Origin of the sequence: Streptomyces sp. CB02414 (genome assembly GCF_001905385.1) — a bacterium.
Classification (GTDB): Bacteria; Actinomycetota; Actinomycetes; order Streptomycetales; family Streptomycetaceae; genus Streptomyces.
The window spans coordinates 145989-162137 of sequence record NZ_LIPF01000004.1 but is presented as its reverse complement, the minus strand read 5'-3'; the positions used below and the strand labels follow the sequence as shown (position 1 = coordinate 162137).

Genomic DNA, 16149 nt, shown 5'->3' with positions numbered 1-16149 from the left:
AGTCGCCTCCCTAGATGATTCCCTGCTCGCGAAGCGGCGTGCCGTCGAGGAGGCGCTGCCAGCCGAGTCGGGTGAGGTCGATCGTCTGGTACCGCCCCTCCAGCAGGAGCTCCGCCATGGCACGGCCGGAGCCGGGGGCGTGCATCAGGCCGTGGCCCGAGAAGCCGGACAGCATGTGGAAGTTGCCGAGTCCGCCGGCGCCGGGCCCGATGATCAGGTTGCCGTCGAAGTCGTTCTGGTCGTAGAGGCCGGGGAGCGTGCTCAGGCAGCGGGTCCGCTCGAACTGCGGGAACCGGTGTGCCAGTGCGGGCCACACGGTGTTCTCGAAGTACATCCGGTCAACGCCGAAGTTGTAGCCGCGCGGTTCGTCGAGCGTGGGGACACCACCGGTGTAGCCCTTACCCTCCGGGCGGAATGCCAGTTTCTCGGTGTCTTTGAGGTAAGGCAGCGGCTCGATGGGATCCTGGCATTCGAAGTAGTGCTCGTAGCGGCGCAGCGGCTCGATGGGAACGTCGATGTCCAGCATCGCGCAGACGTCCTTCGCCCAGGCGCCGGCGGCGTTGACGAATTGGTCCGCCTCGATCTGGCGGCCAGACCTCAGGTGCGCGCGGGTGACGCGGTTCCCGTCGCGTCGCATTCCGACGACCTCGTCCGCCACGAACGCCGCACCCAGCGACCTGGCCTTGTTCCGGAAGCCCGTCAGGACGCTGTTCGGGTCCAGCCAGCCGTCATCGGGTGAGTGCACGGCCGCGCCGAGGTCGGTGACGTTCATCGAGGGGAACTTGTCCTTCAGTTCCTCCGGCTCCAGCCATACGACATTGCATCCCAGACGCTGTTCGACCTCGAAGTTCTGTTTCAGCACATCGCGGTCGGAAGGAGGGACGATGAACAGGTAGCCGTTCTTCTTGAGTCCGAGATCGGCATTGACTCCGTCGACGGCCATCGTCTCGCTGAACTCGTCGAAAAACGAGATGCTGTAGTTGGAGAGTTCGATGTTCTCCGGCAGATGGAAGAGCCGCCGGACGCCGCCGGACGCCCGTGGGGTTGATGCTCGGTCATAGGTGGGGTCGCGCTCGATGACGCAGACCTCGGCGCTGGAGTCCAGGGACTTCACGTAGTAGGCGACGGCGGCGCCGATCGCGCCGCCCCCGATGACGACTATGTCGGTTTTCATCTCACCTGCTGCCCGGTGCCCGAGTGGGGTACCCGATCGCTTCTGTTATGCCGCCGGTCCGATGTGCCGCCCGCTTGCCCGAGGAGACCATCACGACGCAGGGCTACCCGAACCAATGCAGGACATGGGGCTCGAGCGCGCACCGGACGCCGAGCGGCCGGGGACGGGCGGCCGTACGCAGTCCCCCCGCCCCGCGACGGACTGTGGGGCGGGGGGACTGCCTTCAGGAGTTCGGGGCGCCGACTTGGTCTCGCAGGTGGTCATAGACGGCCACGAAGCGGCTGTACTTGTACTCGCCGCAGGTGAACGGGGCGAATCGTGCGGGGTTCTCCGCGCTCACACAGTTCGGCAGTGGCTTGACCACCGCGTCGTAGTCGGCGTCGATGAAGAACGGGATCGAGTACCGTTCGGCCCCGCTGATATTGACGACCCGGTGAACGGTCGAGGAGTAGCGGCCGTTGGTCAGGGTCTGAACCAGGTCACCGATGTTGATGATGAAGGTGCCCTCGACGGGCGGTGCGCTCACCCAGTCACCGTCCCTGTTGCGGACCTGCAGGCCTCCGACGCTGTCCTGGGAAAGGATCGTCAGGAAGCCGTAGTCGGTGTGCGCGCCGATGCCCATTTCCCGCTGGGAGACCTCGCCCTCCTGCGGCGGGTAGTGCAGAAGGCGCTGAATCGTGATGGGCTTTCGCTGCATGGCCTCGAAGTAGCCCGCCGGCAGGTCGAGGCTGAGGGCGATCGCGCTGACCAGCTTCCGCGCCAACGCCATCATCGTGCTGTGGTATCCCTCGCAGGTCTCCCTGAACTCAGGGAGCTCCGAGGAGGTCGGCATGAGGTTCGGGCCGAAGAAGGGTGACACCTCTTCTTCGGGGGCGCCGAAGTCGAACGCCTCCTTGAAGTCGCGCGTGTTCTCGGGGTCCGCGTTCTCGGCGTACGTCGGGATGTAACCGCGCACCGTCGGCCCGGAGTTCGCGACGTTCAGCCGCTGCTTCGTTTCGAACGGCAGGTCGAAGAAGCGCTCCGTCGCCCGGTACATGCCCTCGATCGTTTCCGCGGGGACGCCGTGGTTCTTGACGTAGAAGAACCCGACCTGCTCGCAGACTTCACCGATCCGCTTGGCGACGCCGAGCGGGTCACTGCCGTCGATCAGAGGCGCGATGTCGATGATGGGGATCTCGCTGAACGCCGTCTGCTTGCAGGCGAGGAGAACGCTGGATTCGGTACTCACGTTGGAACTCTCCTTCTGTGGTGAGGGCATCCCGATCAACGGCGGCTGCGGCAGCAATCTCGCGGCTGCCGCCGTCGAGGTTCGTCATGCGGGACCCTTAGCGGCCGGCAGGTCGGCTCTGGGCGGCTTCGCTGTGCGCCGAAGCATCGGTCCGGGGCCCCACGGGGTGAAGCGGTGCGTCCGGCGCGGGAGGTAAGAAGCAGTCGCGAGGCGACTGTTCTCACGGCAATGACTGTAGGCGGGGGCCACTGCGGTCACATCCACGGCAGAGAGGAAAGGCTCCTCCGCGAGTCCGACAAATGTCGAAGGTCGTGGCAACCCGGTGTCGGCGGCCTACGCCTTTCGACAAATGCAGGAATCGAGGCCCCGGAATCCACTGATCGTAGCGATCACGGCCGGCGTCACTGGCCCACGATGGTCTGCGACTTACCGACCGTGACGTTCACTCATCCGTCACCAGGTGTTCCTGCGTGCGCTGGGGAGCGAGCGCCCGACCCGCAGCCTTCGCGCCTCGTCGTTCCCCGAGAGAAGGAAAGCCCATGTCATCCGTACCGACTACGAGGTGAAACCAGTGCCTTCACTTGAAATCTCGGCCGGCAGCCCGGGCCGAACCCCTGCCCGGGATTCGGGTCGGACCTCAGCGGCGTTCAGGCGTCGCTTCACTGTGAGGATGATCGTTGTCCTGACCGGTGGCATGTTCCTCGACGGTTACATACTGGGCATCGTCGGCCCCGTGTCCGCGACCATCGCCACGGACATGCACCTCAACGCATTCTGGGAAGGCCTCGTAGCCGCAGGCGCTTTGTTCGGCATACTGATCGGCTCACCGCTCGGCGGCTGGGCCGCCGACAAGTACGGCCGCAAGCCACTGTTCATGATCGACATGGCTCTCTTCGTGATCGCGTCGGCACTGCAGTTCTTCGTCGACTCCCCCACGCAGCTGGCCGTCGTGCGCCTGCTGATGGGTGTGGCGATCGGCGCCGAGTACTCCGTCGGCTGGCCGCTGCTGTCCGAGTTCGCACCTGCCCGTCTGCGTGGCCGGCTGATGGCTCTCACTCTTGTGGCCTGGTACGCCGGGTTCATGGTTGCCTTCCTCATCGGCTTCCTGTTGAACCGGGCCGGCCTCGACTGGCGTCTCATCCTCGGTACCAGCACCGTGCTCGCGCTGGGATTGTTCCTCGCCCGGCTCGGTCTGCCCGAGTCGCCGCGCTGGCTCTGGCACGCGGGCCGTCAGGAGGAGGCCCGTCGCATCGCCCACCGGTACATGGAGCACGCCGAGGACATGGCGGACGTCGAGCAGGAGGAAGCCCACAAGGGCAGCTTCGGGACCCTGTTCTCACCTGAGTACTGGCGTGCCACGCTCTTCGTATCCATGTTCTGGTTCTGCGCCGTCGCACCGTACTTCGCCATCGCGACCTTCGCGGACAGCATGCTGCAGAAGTACGGCCTCAGTGGAGGGCTGGCCGGTGGGGTTGGACTGTCCGCGGTCGCCCTCGCCGCCGTCGTGCTGACGGTGCTCCTGATCGACAGGATAGGCCGACGTGCCCTGACCGTGCCGCCGCAGTGGCTGTGTACCGCCATCCTCGCGGTGATCGGTCTGTGGGCGGGGGCGCCACCGCTGGTCGTCCTGATCCTCTTCCTCATGTTCTCGTTCTTCAATGCCATGTACACCACCCTGACGGGCGTCTACCCGAGTGAGGTGTTCCCGACCGAGATCCGCGGGATCGGCACGGGCTTCGCGGCCGCCGTCAGCCGGATCGGCGCCGGCCTCGGCACGTTCCTTCTTCCGGTGTCCATGGAGGGCCTGGGAAGCGGACCGACCATGCTCATGGCCGCGGGTGTGGCCCTGTTCGGCGCCGCCCTCTCGCAGTGGCTGGCCCCGGAGACGAAGGGCAAGAGCCTCAGCGAGACGGCCACCTCGGTCAGCCACTAGACGGCTCGTGAGCATGCGTTCCGGCCCCGCCGTCGAGCGCGGGGCCGGAAGCCGACGCGCGCCCTGGTGACGGTCCGGCCCCGGACAGCGGCGACGGGGCTACACGAAGGCGCTGCGATAGGCCGCGAGCCAGAGGGCCATGTGCAGACTGGTCCGGTCTCCCCCGGACCGCAGGTCGACGCCGGTCAGCTCCGCGATCCGGTTGAGGCGGTAGTAGAGCGTGGTGCGGTGTACATGCAATTCCTCGGCCGCGGCGCTGACCTCACCTCCGTGGTCGAGGACCACGCGGGCCGTGAGCAGCAGTTCGTCCCGCGTTCGCTCGAGGAGGACTTCGGCTCCGGGATGCACCTGCGCCACCGTCAGGGAGGCAGGCGCGTCGGTGATCAACCGCCAGGCGCCCAAGGCGTCCCAGGAAGGCGCTTCCAGTCGGGCGCCGGCTGCGATGGCCCGCCGAGTGACCTCCGCCCTACGTACCGCTTCGCCCAGTTCGGCCAGGGGAACCGGGCCGCCACTCGTCGCGTTCCGCGGACGGCTGCTGACGACGTGCGCGCTCATCGAACCCTGCAACGGCCATCCCCCGGCCGCCGCCGGTGCCTCGACCTGAACGCAGGCATCGGTCGGCAGGTGTTCCAGCAGCGCCAGCTCACGGGCGACGTCCTGGTCCGGAGCACAGATCAGACGCTCGATGAGCGCATCACGCTGCCGGTGCCGCCGCTCGGCCGCCTGCCTGGAGCCGGCCATCGCCTCGGCGGCCAGCTCCGCGCACTCCACCAGGGCCGGAAGGTCAGACTCCGTCAGCGTGCCGTCCGGATCCAGGACCCATAGGAGGCCGATCACCTTCTCCTCGTGCCGGACAGGCATGCACCACCGCGCCCACATGTCCGCCTCGGGGATCGCGGGCGTGTGCACCGGCCGGGTGGCACGGGTGAGTTTGAGCCGCTGTACGACGGCGGCGGCGGTCGGCTCCACATGCCGATCGAGGATCGTTCGCATACGCGTGCCGTCGACCGCTCCTCGGGTGCTCCACCACACCGGTCGCTGATCACGGTCTTCGATGAGAACCGAAAGTCCCACCGCCGACGCCAGGTCATCCACCACGGTCTGCATGTCGACCGGCTCCATCAGACTCCCCCTTCCCTCCCCGTCGGAGCGGCGCTCTCCTTGTCCATCCCGCAGAGCTGGCCGTTTCGACGATTGTATGAAGTCTGGCCGAAGGTTCCACCTCAGTGCCGAAGCCCCGCGGTGCGGGCCGCACCTAGGGTCAAGTCACACCGGATCGACACCGCCATCGGAGTCTGTCATGACCGAACTCGCCGCCGCCCTCGCCGAGGTCCGCGCCGCGGCCTACGACGTGCCCAACGTCATCGGGGGCCGAGAGGTTCGCACGGGCCGCATCCTGCCCGTCGTGACGCCACATGAGCACGCTGTGCAGCTCGGACAGGTGCACCACGCCTCCGTGGAGCATGTCGGTGAGGCTGTCGACGCGGCGATCGGCGCCTCCCGCTGGTGGAGCCGGCTCAGCCCCGAGGAGCGCGCCGCGCCTTTCCTGCGGGCGGCCGAACTACTGGACAGCGGACCGTGGCGCGAGCGGCTCACCGCCGCCACCATGCTCGAACTGTCGAAGACACCGGACCAGGCCGAGGGCGACGCAGTGGCCGAGACGGCCGACTTCCTCCGCGTCAACGCCGAGAACATGCGCGCGATGGCCGACGTACAGCCATTCTCCCCGGAGGGCGTCCGCAACCACGTCGAGTACCGGCCCCTGGAGGGTTTCGTCTTCGCGGTCTCACCGTTCAATTTCGTGTCCACCAACAACCTGGCATTCGCCCCCGCCCTCCTCGGCAACACGGTGGTGTGGAAGCCGGCCGAGAGCGCCGCGTTGACCGCACATCTGTCCCTGCGACTGCTGCGCGAGGCAGGCCTGCCGGATGGTGTCGTCAACGTCGTCCATGGGAGCGGAACGGAACTCGGCCCGGCGGCGCTCGGCCACCGCGACCTCGCAGCGGTCCACTTCACCGGCTCCACTGTCACGTTCCGGCAGATCTTCCGGACGGTGGGTGAGAACATCGACCGTTACCGGAACTACCCGCGCGTGGTCGGCGAGACCGGCGGCAAGGACTTCATCGTCGCTCATCCGTCGGCCGACGTCGAAGCCCTCGCAGTGGCCTGCGTCCGCGGGGCTTACGAGTACCAAGGGCAGAAGTGCGCCGCGCCATCGCGGTTGTACATCCCACGCAGCCTCTGGCCCTCCCTCAAGAGGCGGCTCGTCGAGATGACCCGGCGCGTCGTGGTCGGCGACCCCACCGTGCCCGGTACCCACATGGGGGCCGTCATCAGCGCCCGTCAGCACGCCAGGCACACCGTGGCGTTGACGCGAGCACGAGCGGAAGGCCTGGTCGTCGTCGGTGGCACCACGGACGACTCGGTCGGCTGGTTCGTCGATCCCACCGTCCTTCGAGTGAGGGACCCGCTCTCCCCGTTCATGACCGAGGAACTGTTCGCGCCTGTCACAGCCGCGTACATCTATGAGGACGCCGACTGGGAGGAGACCTTGCGGCTCGTGGACGAGTCCACCGTCTACGGCCTGACCGGCGCCGTGTTCGCCGAAGACGAAAGGGCGCTCACGGAGGCTGCCGACGCCCTGAGGTACGCGGCCGGCAACTTCTACATCAACGACAAACCGAGCGGCGCCGCCGTGGGCCAGCAGCCGTTCGGCGGTGCCCGGGCGTCGGGAACCAACGACAAGGCGGGCACGGTCTGGAACCTCATCCGGTTCGCCAGCCCGCTGTCCGTCAAACGCCCGGAACAGGTGGCACGTGCCCCCTGGCCGTCGACCTAGTCCAGCCTTCCGCTCCCGAGCTGCGCCGGTGGGAACGCGCTCGGTGTCGCGGCTCTCCCACCAACACAGCCGTGCCTGATGTACTGAGGCCATCGCGATCCTTACGGCGGCTGGTTCGGGACGCCGGGCGGGTCCAGCGTCCAGCGGCCTCCTCTCCGAGTGGGCCAGCGGAGCGAGGTGGCCGAAGGCGACGCCACAGGCGCCTCAGGAACCACGTCTCGACTTCACCGTCGACGAGCATGTCCCACGTCGTCTGGACGCCCGCATCCAATCCTGTTCCACGGCAACGCTCAGTTGGCCGAGGGGAGGTCGGCCTCCTCACGTCGGCCGCCTTCGGCTTGCGGGGTGCTCGTGGTGTGGACGCGTGAGGTACGGCGCTTACCGGCGCCCAGGTACGTGGCAAGGGTGGAGGCACCGGCGACTGCGGCAATGCCCCACCACTGGGGCCAGTTGAGGTGCTGACCGAGGACGAGTAGGCCGAACAGGGCACCGGCCGCTGGTTCCAGACTGGTCAGGACGCCGAAGACGCGGGGTGGGATTCGGCGCATGGCCTCCAGGTTGAGGGAGTACGGCAGCACGCTGGAGACCACCGCGACGACGGCGGCCACCCACAGGACGTTCGGGTCGAACAGGCCGATACCGGCGTGAATGATGCCGTAGGGGGCACTGAGCAGAGCAGCGAAGGCGATGGCGACGGCCAGACCCTGGCCACCCGTGAGGCGGGTGGCCATGCGCGCGGAGACCAGGATGTATCCGGCCCAGCAGCAGGCCGCTGTGGCAGCCAGCAGGAGTCCCGCCGCAGGCAAGGACGTGCTGCCGGTGCCGCTCAGCAGCAGCACGCCGATGGCGGCCATGCAAGCGGGCAGGAGGTCGAGCGCTCGCCGGGAGCCGAGCAGGGCGATCAGGAACGGGCCGAGGAACTCGATGGTGGCCACGATCCCCAGCGGAATGTGGTTGACGGCCTCGAAGAATGCGATGTGGTGCCCGGCCAGGAGCGCTCCAGCCGTCAACACCGTCGGCCACGTTCCCTTGACTCTCATGAGGCAGGTGAGCCGGGGGCGCCACAGCGTACACAGGATGCCCCCGGCGATCAGCAGGCGCAGGAAGACCACGCCCGCCGCTCCTGCCTGGGGATAGGCGCTCGGCGCGAGGGCGGCACCGAACTGGAGGCCGCATACACCCGTCAACACGAGAGCGGGGGCGGGAACCCTGCCGGCGAGGGTGGAGACGGGTGGGACTGAACTGGGTCGGTGCATGACAGATTTCCGGGGTCGTTCGGGCCGGGGGCCTCCCGGGAGCGGACCAGCAGGTGTGCGAGCGATCGGCGTGATAAATGGTGGCCGTTCGGCTGCCAGGCCGTCGGCGGTCAGCCGGCCACACGCAGCAGAAGCTTCCCGGTGGACGCGCGACTGTCCACGAGACGGTGGGCTCCGGCAGCGTCGGACAGGGGGAACTCGGCGCTGACGGGCAGCGACACCACTCCGTCGACCACGCTACGCAGGGCACGCTCCGTCAGCGTCCGGACGGCATCGGGAGCGCTGTGAGAAAGAGCGAGCACGGAGAAGCCGCCGACCGATCGGCCCTGCCCATACAGCTCGGGCTGTCCTACCTGCCACGCTTCGGCGCCACCGGCGTTGCCGTAGGACACCAGGCGCCCGAAGACGGCCAGCGCGTCCAGCCCGCGGCGCAGTGTCTCACCACCCACCGGGTCCAGGATCAGATCGACGCCTCTGCCGCCGGTGGCGCGCCGCACGTCCTCGGCGAAGGTGGCGGGCCGGAACAGTTCATCATAGCCGTGCTCACGCGCGTAATCGGCCTTGACGTCGCTGGAGACCACCCCGTAGACCGCACCGGCACCCGCCGCCCGGGCGAGCTGCCCCACCGCCGTGCCGATGCCGCCCGCAGCGCCGTGCACCAACAGGCTCTCACCGGCGCGCAGCCGCCCCACCTCGTGGACGAGGGCATGCGCGGTCGGCAGCACTATCGGCACGGTCGCCGCAGTACGCAGGTCCAATCCCTCCGGCAGGGCGAACACGGCCGCGGCCTCGGCAAGGACCACCTCCGCGTAACCTCCACCGTCGACGAGCGTGGCCACCTCCTGGCCTGCCCGCAGATGCTCGACGTCCCGTCCGACCGCACGAATGCGCCCGGAAACCTCCAGGCCGGGGCGGAAGGGCAACGAGGCCACCCGATAGCCGTCGGCGCGCGCCTTGATGTCGGCGAAATTGACCCCGGCCCAGGCGGCGTCGATCGTCACCTGGCCAGGCCCTGGCTCGGGCACCTCGGCCTCCACGATCTGCAGGACATCCGGCCCGCCGTACGCCCGGAACTCCACAGCGCGCATGCTCGGACCACCTCCACTGATGTTCAATCGAAAGCGAACATAGGCAATGTATGATGGACATCGAACATCTAGCAAGCGGGTACGTCGTCCGTACAGGAGGCAGAGCGATGTCGGAGCAGGCCACAGAGACCGCAGGTCACCGGCCGGCACCCGTGCACACGCACCCGCAGGACGTCTCCGTACTCACGGCCCTGTCCGCGCTCGCCGATCCCGTACGCATCCAGTTGGTCCGCACCCTGGCCGCCCACCCCGACTGGACGCTCAGCTGCAGCAACTTCGACGTCTCGGTCGGCAGAGCCGCGAAAAGCCACCACTTCTCCGTCCTGCGCGATGCCGGCCTGGTGGAGCAGCGCGATCAAGGCACCAAGCGCCTAAACCGGCTCCGCCGCGAGGAGTTCGAAGCCCACTTCCCCGGCCTTCTCGACATCGCCCTGCGCGACGGATGACGGCGCGGACCCTGCCTCTCGCCGCTTCTCCACCCCCCGATCGACTGCAGCCCGCCTCGGCACCACTCCTCCGCCGGCCGCACAGGACTGCCCACCGGTAGACGGCCGCCTCAGGCGCGACCGTGTGGCCTGGCCACCAACATCCGGGCACACCGGAAATCTCGGCCTCGGCGACGTGCCCACGCGAGCGGCTGCGGAGGCCAGCCTCAGCGACCCTCCCTCAGGAGGTCGGGCAAACACTCCTGACCTCAGTGGCCGCCACTCAGCTGCTCTGAGTCAGGCGGCCGCCGCACGCTCCAGCAGCGCGTCGAGCTGAGCCGCCGCCCTTCAGGGCCTGTGTCGTGGTGCCCCAGCGCGTCGAGCACCCGTTGGCAGATGAACGCTGACGGCTTGCACGGCCCCGACGAGTGCCATGAGGAAGCTGCTGGCACGGCCTTCTGGTGGACCGGCAGCCTTCCTGCGTGGCCTCATGGGGTGATCGTGTTCTGGCGGCACGGTCGGGACTGGCGGCTCATCCTGCTGGATCGTGATGAAAAGCTAGTCCGGGACGGCACTGGGCGGCTCCCCTGGCCGGCCGAGCTGCCACCGGACGAGGCCGCTCAGCGGGTCGCAGAACTGCTGACGGAGGCCCGCTGGCGTGAGGCCGCGACCGACATAGCTGCCACTCTGAAAAAGCAGTGAGTACTCCCCGATCAGAACAGCCTCACTCCATCGTCCAGCCTGCTCGTGCAGCACCGCGACGGGTTACTCCCGCAGCGGCTATTTTCTTCGCCTCCTCCACGGCTGCCCGCCAGCGGGTCTCACGCTCCCGTCGCTTGGGAGCCGGCATCTGTCCGGATCTCAGTGCGGTCACCGGACCAGAGGGTGTGGAACGTTCCCTCCTTGTCGGTACGCAGGTAGGTGTGGGCGCCGAAGAAGTCGCGCTGGCCTTGGACTAGTGCGGCGGGGAGACGGCTCGCGGCGAGGGAGTCGAAGTAGCTCAGCGCGGAGCTGAACCCGGGCACCGGGATGCCGGAGCGGACGGCGAGGGCGACGATGCGGCGCCAAGCGTCCTGGCCCTCGCTGACCGCTTGTGCGAAGTACGGGGCCTCCAGCAGGGTGACGATGTCAGGGCTGTCGGTATATGCCTCGGCGATGCGGTCGAGGAAGCGCGCGCGGATGATGCAGCCGCCCCGCCAGATCCTGGCCACGCGGTCGTTGCGGATGTCCCACCCATACTTGGCAGCGCCGGCGATGATGGCGTCGAAGCCCTGCGCGTAGGCGACGACCTTGGACGCGTATAGCGCCTTGGCGACGTCCTCGGCGAAGTCGGGGCCGGCCTCCTGGAGCGCGGGGCGGACGATGCCGAGCCGGCGTACGGCCGCGCGCTGGTCCGGCTTGGAGGAGACGGCGCGGGCGAATACGGCCTCCGCGATGCCGCCGACGGGGACGCCGAGGTCGAGGGCGTTCTGCACGGTCCACACGCCGGTGCCCTTGGAGCCGGCCTGGTCGAGGACGACGTCGACGAAGGGCTTGCCGGTGCCGGGGTCGACCTGCCGCAGGATCTCGGCGGTGATCTCGATCAGGTAGGACTCCAGCGGACCCTTGTTCCACTGGGCGAAGACGTCGGCGATGGCGAGCGGTTCGAGGCCGCCCACCGTCCGCAGCAGGTCGTAAGCCTCGCCGATGAGCTGCATGTCGGCGTACTCGATGCCGTTGTGGATCATCTTGACGAAGTGGCCGGCGCCGTCGGTGCCGACGTGCGTGACGCAGGGTTCACCGTCGGCGACCGCGGCGATCGAGGAGAGGATCGGCCCGAGGGTCTCGTAGGACTCGGCGGACCCGCCGGGCATGATCGAGGGGCCCTTGAGGGCGCCTTCCTCGCCGCCGGAGATGCCCACCCCGGCGAAGTGGATGCCGGTCGGGGCGATGCGCTGCTCGCGGGCGATGGTGTCCTGGAAGTTGGCGTTGCCTCCGTCCACGATGATGTCACCGGGCTCGAACCGCTCGACGAGCTGGTCGATCACCGCGTCCGTGCCAGCGCCGGCCTGCACCATGATGATCGCGGTGCGCGGCCGGGCCAGTGAGGCGACGAAGTCGTCGATGGACTCGGCGGCGACGAACCCGGCTTCGGGGTGGGCCGCGACGAGTTCGGCGGTGCGGGCGGGGGTGCGGTTGTGGACGGCCACGGTGTTGCCCTCGCGGGAGGCGAGGTTGCGGGCCAGGTTCGCTCCCATCACCGCCAGTCCGATGACACCGATGTTGGCCGTTGCGCGGGTGGTCATGTGTTGTTCTTCCGTTCGGTGGGACGGTCGCGTCAGAACGCGAGGAGGACCTTGCCGGAGACCGAGGCGTCGGCGGCGACGGCGAGCGCCTCCACGGCGTCGGCGGCGGGGAAGCAGTGGGTGACGACCGGTGCGACGGCGAGGGAGCCGTCGCCGAGGGCCGCGATCACCTCGTCGATCTCGTCGTTGAACCGGAAGGAGCCGACCAGGTTCAGCTCCCGGGTGATGGCGTGGGCGATCTGCACCGGCTGGTCTCCCTGGGGAAGCAGGCCCACCATGACCACCGTGCCGCCCCGTGTGGCGCCGCGGAGCGCGGAGGCGAGGCCCCGGTGGTTGCCGGAGGACTCGATCACCACGTCGGCGTCGACGGCGGCGACGGCCTCGGCGTCGCCCGCGTCGAGGGTTCGTGCCGCCCCCACCTCGGTGGCGATCCGGCGGGGCGTGTCGTGCAGGTCGACGGCCACGATCTCACCGGCGCCGGCCCGCTTGGCGACCGCTACGGCGAGGGCGCCGATGGGGCCGCTGCCGACGACGAGGACGCGCTTGCCGCGCACGTCGCCGGCCCGCGAGACGGCGTGCCAGGCGACGGCGGCCGGTTCGGCCAGGGCGGCGACGCGCAGGTCGAGGTTCTCCGGCAGTTCGCGGAGCATGGCCGCGGGCAGGACGACCTCGCGGGCGAAGGCTCCCTCGGTGTGTGGGAAGCGTGCGGCGGAGCCGAGGTAGCGCACGCCCGGCGAGAGGTTGGGCCGGTCGTGGGGGAAGCGGATAGCGGTGGGTTCGTGCCGCGAGGGGTGGACCGCGACGCGGGTGCCGGCGGCCGGGCCGCTGCCGTCGGGCGCCGCCCGCAGGACGGTCCCGACGACCTCGTGTCCGAGGACCATTGGGGCCCGCAGCACGGACTCGCCGACGGCGCCGTGCTTCCAGTAGTGCAGGTCGGAACCGCAGATCCCGCCGAAGGCCACGGTGACGACCGCCTCATGCGGCTCCGGGGAGCGCAGGCCGATCTCCTCGACCCTGACGTCGCCGGCGCCGTGGGCGACGACCGCGGTGGTGGTGTGGGTGAACCGGGTGGACACGGAGGGTTCCCTTCTCAGACGACGACCGTCATGCCGCCGTCGACGAAGACGACCTGGCCGTTGACGTAGTCGGAGGCGCTGGAGGCGAGGAAGATGGCGGGTCCGACGATGTCGGCCACTGTGCCCCAGCGCCGGGCGGGGGTGCGGCCGAGGAGCCAGGAGTTGAACTCCTCGTCGTCGACGAGGTTCTGGGTCATCTCGGTGTGGATGTATCCGGGGGCTATGCCGTTGATCTGGAGTCCCTCGCCGGCCCATTCCGCCGTCATGGCCCGGGTCAGGTTGCGCAAGGCGCCCTTGGCCGCGGTGTAGGGGGCGATGGTGGGGCGGGCGAGGTCAGTCTGTACCGAGCAGATGTTGATGATCTTGCCGGCGCGGCGCGGCAGCATCCGACGGGCGACCTGTCGGCCCGTGACGAAGGCGCCGGTGAGGTTGGTGTCGAGCACTCGCTGCCAGTTCTCCCGGCTTACGTCGAGGAGGAGTTCGCGGTGCTGGACCCCGGCGTTGTTGACCAGGACGTCGACCGGGCCCACCTCGGACTCGACCGACGCGAGGGCCGCCGCGACGGCGTCCTCGTCCACGATGTCGAAGGCGCGGGCCGCGACGCGGTCCTCGCCGAACCGTTCGGCGAGCGCGGCGCGGGTGGCTTCGAGGCGGGCGGGATCGACCCCGTTGAGGACGAGGGTGGCTCCGGCTTCCGCGAGACCGGTGGCAATGCCCAGTCCGATGCCGCGGCTCGATCCGGTGACCAGGGCTGTTTTGCCGGTGAGGTCGAAGGGAGAGGTCATGCGTGGTGGTCTTCCTGGTCGTTCGGTCGTCAGGTCGGGTTCGGTGGGGCTCAGTAGAACTCGACCGTGTTGACGCGGTTGAGGAGTGACTGTCCGTCGAGGAGGCGGGTCGCGTTGGCGGCGAAGAGTTCGGCGATGAGCCGGTCCTCCGCCGCGTCGAGTGCCGCGGTGTGCGGGCTCACCAGCACCCGGCCGTCGTCCCAGAGCGGGCTGTGCGCGGGCAGCGGTTCGGTCTCGAAGACGTCCAGGGCGGCGAAGCCGACCCGTCCGGAGCCGAGCGCGGCGACCAGCGCGGCCTCGTCGACCACGGTTCCCCGGCCGACGTTGACGACCGTGGCGCCCGGCTTGAGGGCGTCGAAGAACCGTACGCCGAGCAGGTGGTGGGTGGCGTCGGTGCCGGGCAGCGTGTTGACGACGGCGTGAACGTCGGGGGCCAGCCCGGTGATCCGGTCGGGGTGGACGACGCGGGAGACGCCGGGGACGGTGACGTCCCGGCGGCTGGTGCCGACGACCGTCGCGCCCAGTGCGTCCAACGACGCCGCGACACGGCGGCCGATCCCGCCGAGGCCCAGCACGAGAACGGTCTGCCGGTGCACCTGGCCCATCGTCCAGCGGCCGCTCCATTCCCGCGCCCGCTGCTGGCGCTGGAGCCGGGGCAGGTGCTTGGCACCCGCGAGCACGCCGAAGACGGCGAACTCGGCCAGCGGACGGCCGTGCACACCGGCGGACGTGGTGAAGGCGACCCGGTCCAGCTCGCCGGCGTCGAGTCCGGCGGCCTTCACCTGTCCGCCGCCGCCCGCGGCCATCGTGTGCACCCAGCGCAGCCGCGGGTTGGCCCGTACGGCGCGCGCCAGGGCGGCGGGGTCCACGTCGGGTATGCCGTACAGCGCGTCGGCGGAGTCGATCGCCGCCTCGTAGGCGCACTGCTGCTCGGGGGTGCGGTGCCAGTCGGGGTCGCCGGCGAAGTCGGCGGGCCAGCGCATCGGCGGCAGCAGCGAGGGGTCGACGACGAGGTCGACGCGCGGTTCCAGCTCCTGGATGCGGGCGCGGTTCTCCTCGGACAGTGGGGCGGCCACCGCGACGCGCAAGCGTTCCGGTGGCGTCGGCGCGGCGGTCACCTGGCGGCCTCGGCGCGCAGCGTTTCGACCTCGGCGTCCAGGGCCGCCTCCCGGGCGACGACGGCCTCGACCGCTTCAAGTGCTTCCTCAGCACGATGCGGCGGGATGACGATGACCCCGTCACCGTCGGCGGCGATGATGTCGCCGGGGTGAACGACGACACCGCCGATGGCGACCGCCTCGCCGATGGTGCCGGGGCCGTTCTTGAAGGGACCGGCGGGTGTGAGTCCGCGGGCGAAGACCGGGAAGGCGAGGTCGTGGATGATGGCGGCGTCGCGGACATAGCCGTCCACGACCGCGCCGGCCGCGCCGTGGACGGCGAAGCGCTGGGCGAGGTTGTCACCCATGATGGCGCGGCCCTCGTAGCCGAACGCGTTGATGACCAGCATGTCGCCGGGGCGTATGTGCTCCAGCGCGGCGATCACGGCCTTGTTGTCGCCCGCCACGGAGAGGACCGGCAGCGCCGTGCCGACGGCCTTGGCGCCGTTCCAGACAGGCACGATGCCGCCGTCGACGATGTTCAACCGGTCCAGGGCGTCACCGAGGTTGGCCACCGAGTGGGCCCGGAACCGGTCCAGCAGTTTCTCTTCGACGCGGTTCCACTCGGTGTGGACGCGCACGTTGTCCTGGGTCATCGGCAACTCCTTGCGGGGAACTGATCGCAGTGGCGACGAGGGTGGCCGTGGTCGCCGTGGTCACGCCGGCGCCACGGGGCGGAAGACAGGGGGAGGAACCGCCACCACCCGGAAGTGCGAAAACTTTCGCGTTTCGCTTGAGTCAGTCTGCATACATCCGTGGCGCAGCACAAGGGTGAGCTGCGGTCGGACCACCTTCCGACCCCCGCTTCAGACCGGGAATCACGACGGAATCGGAAGGTTAACTTCGGGGCAACACGAGTCCTTGACCGCCGCGAGAATGCGAACCTATTCTCATTCGCGATTG

General features: G+C 69.2%; 14 protein-coding genes. 4 read left to right on the top strand and 10 right to left on the bottom strand.

The genetic code is table 11. The features are described from left to right. Window positions 1–10 precede the first annotated feature (10 nt). Both AMK11_RS14865 and AMK11_RS14860 read right to left on the bottom strand, forming a co-directional pair. Window positions 11–1174 carry an NAD(P)/FAD-dependent oxidoreductase gene (locus tag AMK11_RS14865; RefSeq protein WP_073727154.1) on the bottom strand — a complete coding sequence of 388 codons (1164 nt, stop codon included), beginning with the start codon at window positions 1172–1174 and terminating at the stop codon, window positions 11–13. A gap of 223 nt (window positions 1175–1397) precedes the next feature. Then, a complete protein-coding gene (locus tag AMK11_RS14860; protein ID WP_198941366.1) occupies window positions 1398–2459 on the bottom strand; it encodes an isopenicillin N synthase family dioxygenase in 1062 nt (353 codons plus the stop codon). A gap of 613 nt (window positions 2460–3072) precedes the next feature. Here AMK11_RS14860 and AMK11_RS14855 point away from each other — a divergent pair. After that, window positions 3073–4335: an MFS transporter gene (locus AMK11_RS14855; protein WP_079187440.1), complete on the top strand. Its 1263-nt coding sequence runs from the start codon at window positions 3073–3075 to the stop codon at window positions 4333–4335. 99 nt (window positions 4336–4434) lie between these two features. On the opposite strand, the gene AMK11_RS37400 is transcribed toward AMK11_RS14855, so the two are convergent. Continuing rightward, the gene (locus tag AMK11_RS37400) at window positions 4435–5457 is read right to left on the bottom strand and encodes a PucR family transcriptional regulator (protein WP_073727150.1); all 1023 of its coding nucleotides are present in this window, start codon (window positions 5455–5457) and stop codon (window positions 4435–4437) included. 178 nt (window positions 5458–5635) lie between these two features. On the opposite strand from AMK11_RS37400, the gene pruA reads away from it, so the two are divergent. Further along, complete coding sequence (gene pruA, locus AMK11_RS14845; protein ID WP_073727148.1) at window positions 5636–7174, top strand: L-glutamate gamma-semialdehyde dehydrogenase; 1539 nt, start codon at window positions 5636–5638, stop codon at window positions 7172–7174. A gap of 290 nt (window positions 7175–7464) precedes the next feature. On the opposite strand, the gene AMK11_RS14840 is transcribed toward pruA, so the two are convergent. Then, the gene (locus AMK11_RS14840; RefSeq protein WP_241846971.1) at window positions 7465–8286 is read right to left on the bottom strand and encodes an EamA family transporter; all 822 of its coding nucleotides are present in this window, start codon (window positions 8284–8286) and stop codon (window positions 7465–7467) included. Window positions 8287–8540: 254 nt separating this feature from the next. Further along, complete coding sequence (locus AMK11_RS14835; RefSeq protein WP_073727146.1) at window positions 8541–9518, bottom strand: quinone oxidoreductase family protein; 978 nt, start codon at window positions 9516–9518, stop codon at window positions 8541–8543. A 107-nt stretch (window positions 9519–9625) separates the two neighbouring features. Here AMK11_RS14835 and AMK11_RS14830 point away from each other — a divergent pair, with 107 nt between their 5' ends. Together AMK11_RS14830 and AMK11_RS14825 are read left to right on the top strand one after the other, a co-directional pair. After that, on the top strand, window positions 9626–9964 hold the full coding sequence (locus AMK11_RS14830) for an ArsR/SmtB family transcription factor (protein ID WP_073727144.1): 339 nt from the start codon (window positions 9626–9628) through the stop codon (window positions 9962–9964). Window positions 9965–10339: 375 nt separating this feature from the next. Beyond that, window positions 10340–10645: a hypothetical protein gene (locus AMK11_RS14825; protein ID WP_073727142.1), complete on the top strand. Its 306-nt coding sequence runs from the start codon at window positions 10340–10342 to the stop codon at window positions 10643–10645. Window positions 10646–10764: 119 nt separating this feature from the next. Here AMK11_RS14825 and gndA read toward each other — a convergent pair whose 3' ends face one another. Genes gndA through AMK11_RS14800 form a run of 5 tightly spaced genes read right to left on the bottom strand, consistent with a single transcriptional unit; the run spans window position 10765 to window position 15842 of the window. Beyond that, the gene (gene gndA, locus AMK11_RS14820) at window positions 10765–12228 is read right to left on the bottom strand and encodes an NADP-dependent phosphogluconate dehydrogenase (RefSeq protein ID WP_073727140.1); all 1464 of its coding nucleotides are present in this window, start codon (window positions 12226–12228) and stop codon (window positions 10765–10767) included. Window positions 12229–12260: 32 nt separating this feature from the next. Then, window positions 12261–13304, bottom strand: a complete 1044-nt coding sequence (locus AMK11_RS14815) for an L-idonate 5-dehydrogenase (protein WP_073727138.1) — start codon at window positions 13302–13304, stop codon at window positions 12261–12263. Window positions 13305–13318: 14 nt separating this feature from the next. Next, window positions 13319–14089, bottom strand: a complete 771-nt coding sequence (locus tag AMK11_RS14810; protein ID WP_073727136.1) for an SDR family oxidoreductase — start codon at window positions 14087–14089, stop codon at window positions 13319–13321. 50 nt (window positions 14090–14139) lie between these two features. After that, complete coding sequence (locus AMK11_RS14805) at window positions 14140–15207, bottom strand: D-2-hydroxyacid dehydrogenase (RefSeq protein ID WP_073727134.1); 1068 nt, start codon at window positions 15205–15207, stop codon at window positions 14140–14142. Beyond that, window positions 15204–15842, bottom strand: coding sequence for an RraA family protein (locus AMK11_RS14800; RefSeq protein ID WP_073727132.1), 639 nt, complete (start codon window positions 15840–15842; stop codon window positions 15204–15206). Before AMK11_RS14800 ends, AMK11_RS14805 begins: the two co-directional genes overlap by 4 nt. Between the last annotated feature and the right edge of the window lie 307 nt (window positions 15843–16149).

Bases quoted from the DNA above. Each gene is read 5' to 3' on its own strand.
- AMK11_RS14865 (WP_073727154.1), bottom strand. From the start codon at position 1,174: ATGAAAACCGACATAGTCGTCATCGGGGGCGGCGCGATCGGCGCCGCC.
- AMK11_RS14855 (WP_079187440.1), top strand. From the start codon at position 3,073: ATGATCGTTGTCCTGACCGGTGGCATGTTCCTCGACGGTTACATACTG.
- AMK11_RS37400 (WP_073727150.1), bottom strand. From the start codon at position 5,457: ATGGAGCCGGTCGACATGCAGACCGTGGTGGATGACCTGGCGTCGGCG.
- pruA (WP_073727148.1), top strand. From the start codon at position 5,636: ATGACCGAACTCGCCGCCGCCCTCGCCGAGGTCCGCGCCGCGGCCTAC.
- AMK11_RS14835 (WP_073727146.1), bottom strand. From the start codon at position 9,518: ATGCGCGCTGTGGAGTTCCGGGCGTACGGCGGGCCGGATGTCCTGCAG.
- AMK11_RS14830 (WP_073727144.1), top strand. From the start codon at position 9,626: ATGTCGGAGCAGGCCACAGAGACCGCAGGTCACCGGCCGGCACCCGTG.
- AMK11_RS14825 (WP_073727142.1), top strand. From the start codon at position 10,340: ATGAACGCTGACGGCTTGCACGGCCCCGACGAGTGCCATGAGGAAGCT.
- gndA (WP_073727140.1), bottom strand. From the start codon at position 12,228: ATGACCACCCGCGCAACGGCCAACATCGGTGTCATCGGACTGGCGGTG.
- AMK11_RS14810 (WP_073727136.1), bottom strand. From the start codon at position 14,089: ATGACCTCTCCCTTCGACCTCACCGGCAAAACAGCCCTGGTCACCGGA.
- AMK11_RS14800 (WP_073727132.1), bottom strand. From the start codon at position 15,842: ATGACCCAGGACAACGTGCGCGTCCACACCGAGTGGAACCGCGTCGAA.